The organism is Geodermatophilus sp. SYSU D01106 (genome assembly GCF_054049995.1).
On sequence record NZ_JBJGYM010000050.1, the window covers coordinates 1 to 2,873 of the forward strand.

Genomic DNA, 2,873 nt, shown 5'->3' on the forward strand with positions numbered 1-2,873 from the left:
AGGGCGGGGGCCAGCGCCGGCGGGCCGGCGTGGCCGAGGGTGTCGGCGGGGGGGGGGTGGCCGAGGCGGGGGCGGGCGCCGGCCCCGCCCCCCCCCCCCCCCCCGCCGCGGAAGCCCGCGAACACCGCGCCGGGCAGCGCCCGCTCGAGCCGCTCGCGCTGCGGGCCGTCGCCGACGAGCACGAGCCGGACACCGGGCACCCGGTCCAGGCCCGCGAGCAGGTGCAGCTCCTTCTCGGCGGCCAGCCGGCCCACGTAGCCAACGACGACCTCCCCGCCGGGCGCGAGGCGGGCGCGCAGCGCGGGGTCGCGGCGGGCGGGCGAGAAAGCGGCGGAGTCGACGCCGCGGGCCCACAGCCGCACGCGCGGCACGCCCCGGGCGCGCAGCTCGTCGGCCACCGGGCGGCTGGGGACCAGGGTCGCCGCGGCGCCGGCGTACACCGGCCGCAGGCCCGCCCAGACCATCCGGCCGACGCCGGGCAGGCCGTAGCGGGCCGCGAAGCCGACCAGGTCGGTCTGGTGGACGGCCACGACCGGGACGTCGAGGCGGCGGGCGACCCGCGCGGCCGAGGCGCCGAGCGCCGCCGGGCTCGCGAGGTGGACGACGTCGGGGGCGAACTCGCGCAGGACCCGCCCGAGCCCCGGCCACGGGCGGCCGACGCGGAAGCCCGCGTAGCGCGGGAGCGCCACCGACGGGGACCGGACGACGGTCGCGCCGGCGTACGCCCCGGGGCCCGGGCCGGGCGCGACGACGAGCACCTGCACGCCGTGCCGCCGCATCTGCTCGCAGACGCGCAGGACGCTGTTGGTGACGCCGTTGACCTGCGGGAGGAAGGACTCGGTGACCACTGCCACGCGCACGCCGCCAGCGTGGGCGGCGCAGGGAGAGCGGAGGTCGACGGCGCGGCCCGCTCCCGGTGAACGGTGCGGGAAGAGCGGGCGACCCGGCTCAGGCCAGGGTCGGGATCCAGTCGGCCAGGGCCCGCCCGATCGCGTGCGGGGAGTCCTCGGGCACAAAGTGCGAGCCCGGCACGGTCACCTCGGTGACCGCGGGCCACTTGCGGACCAGCGCGCGCTGCCGGCCGACCAGGATGGAGCCCGGCTCGGCGTCCAGGAACAGCTTGGGGACGGCGCTGCCGCGCAGCCAGACGCCGTACCGCGCGACGACGTCGCGGACCAGCGGCGGCACGTTGTCCAGCGGGATCTGCCGGGGCCACTCGAGGGTGGGCCAGCGGTCCTCGCGCTCGCGGAAGGGCGCCCGGTACCGCTCGTGCGCCTCGGGGCTGAGACCCCGCAGCGTGGAGGCCGGCAGGATCCGCTCGACGAAGACGTTCTTGTCCAGCACCACGGTCTCGCCGTCGTCGCCGCGCATGGTGCGGAAGATGCCGCGCGCGTCGGCCGGCCAGTCCGCCCAGGTCATCGGGGTGACGATCGCCTCGGTGAACGCCAGCCCGCGCACCTGCTCGGGGTGCCGGCGGGCCCAGTCGAAGCCCAGCGCCGAGCCCCAGTCGTGCAGCACGAAGGTGACCCGCCGGTGCACGCCGACGGCGTCGAGGAACTCCTCGAGGTGCTGCGCGTGGGTGGCGAAGGAGTAGGTGCCGCGCCGAGGGTCGGGCAGCTTGCCCGACTCCCCCATGCCGACCAGGTCCGGCGCGATGCACCGGCCGAGGTGCCGCACGTGCGGGATGACGTTGCGCCACAGGTAGGACGACGTCGGGTTGCCGTGCAGGAAGACGACCGGATCCCCCTCGCCGACGTCCACGTACGCCATCTCCGTGCCGCGGACGGTCACCCGCTGCCGGGGGAAGGGGTCCTCGGGGGAGACGTCCTCAGCGGCCACCCGGGCATCCTCACCCAGCCGCCGCCCCACCGCCGTCCGGAGGACGGCGTCCGACGATCGCGCTCGGCCCTGACGCGACGATCGCGCTCGGCCCTGACGCGACGATCGCGCTCGGCCCTGACGCGACGATCGCGCTTGACCCTGACGCGACGTCAGGCTGTGCACTCGTCGCCGTCAGGGAGGAGGGACCCGGGATGAACGTGGGCGAGGTGGCGGCGCTGGCCGGCGTCACGGTGCGCACGCTGCACCACTACGACCGGATCGGCCTGCTGTCGCCGTCGGGACGCACCTCGGCCGGCTACCGCCGCTACTCGGCGGCGGACCTGGACCGGCTGCACCAGGTGCTGCTCTACCGGGAGCTCGGGTTCCCCCTCGAGCAGGTCGCGGCGCTGCTCGACGACCCGTCCGCCGACCCCGCGGCGCACCTGCGCCGGCAGCACCGGCTGCTGCGGGACCGGCTGGAGCGGACGCGGGCGATGGTCGCGGCCGTCGAGAAGGAGATGGAGGCGAGGCAGATGGGGATCGCACTGACCCCCGAGGAGCGGTTCGAGGTGTTCGGCGAGCACGACCCGGAGCGGTACGAGGCCGAGGTGCAGGAGCGGTGGGGCGACACCGACGCCTACCGCGAGTCCTCGCGGCGCACCGCGGCCTACACCAAGGAGGACTGGGTCCGGATCAAGGCCGAGGGCGAGGACCTCAACGGGCGGATGGCGCGGGCACTGCGGGACGGCGTCGCGCCGAACTCGGCGCCGGGCATGGACCTCGCCGAGGAGGCGCGGCAGCAGATCTGCCGGTGGTTCTACGACTGCCCGCCGGAGATGCACGCGGCGCTCGGCCGGATGTACGTCGAGGACGAGCGGTTCACCGCCACCTACGAGGCCGTGGCGCCGGGCCTGGCGCAGTGGGTGAGCACCGCCGTCCAGGCCAACGCCGCCCGGCAGGGCTGACCCCCGGGGGGGGGGGGGGGGGGGGGGGCGGGGGGGGGGGGGGGCGGGGGGGGGGGGGGGGGGGGGGGGGGGTGGCGGGTGGGGGGG

At 77.2% G+C, this 2,873-nt stretch carries 3 protein-coding genes; 1 reads left to right on the plus strand and 2 read right to left on the minus strand.

Annotation, left to right across the window (positions count from 1 at the left end; translation table 11 throughout):
- The coding region (locus ACI78R_RS23350; protein WP_457042468.1) for a glycosyltransferase at window positions 1-860 on the minus strand (860 nt) is incomplete at its 3' end.
- An 88-nt stretch (window positions 861-948) separates the two neighbouring features.
- Window positions 949-1,839 carry a haloalkane dehalogenase gene (locus ACI78R_RS23355; protein WP_457042469.1) on the minus strand — a complete coding sequence of 297 codons (891 nt, stop codon included), beginning with the start codon at window positions 1,837-1,839 and terminating at the stop codon, window positions 949-951.
- 194 nt (window positions 1,840-2,033) lie between these two features.
- On the opposite strand from ACI78R_RS23355, the gene ACI78R_RS23360 reads away from it, so the two are divergent.
- Entirely contained in the window at window positions 2,034-2,786 is a 753-nt protein-coding gene (locus ACI78R_RS23360; RefSeq protein ID WP_457042470.1) for a MerR family transcriptional regulator, read from the plus strand.
- Window positions 2,787-2,873 lie beyond the last annotated feature (87 nt).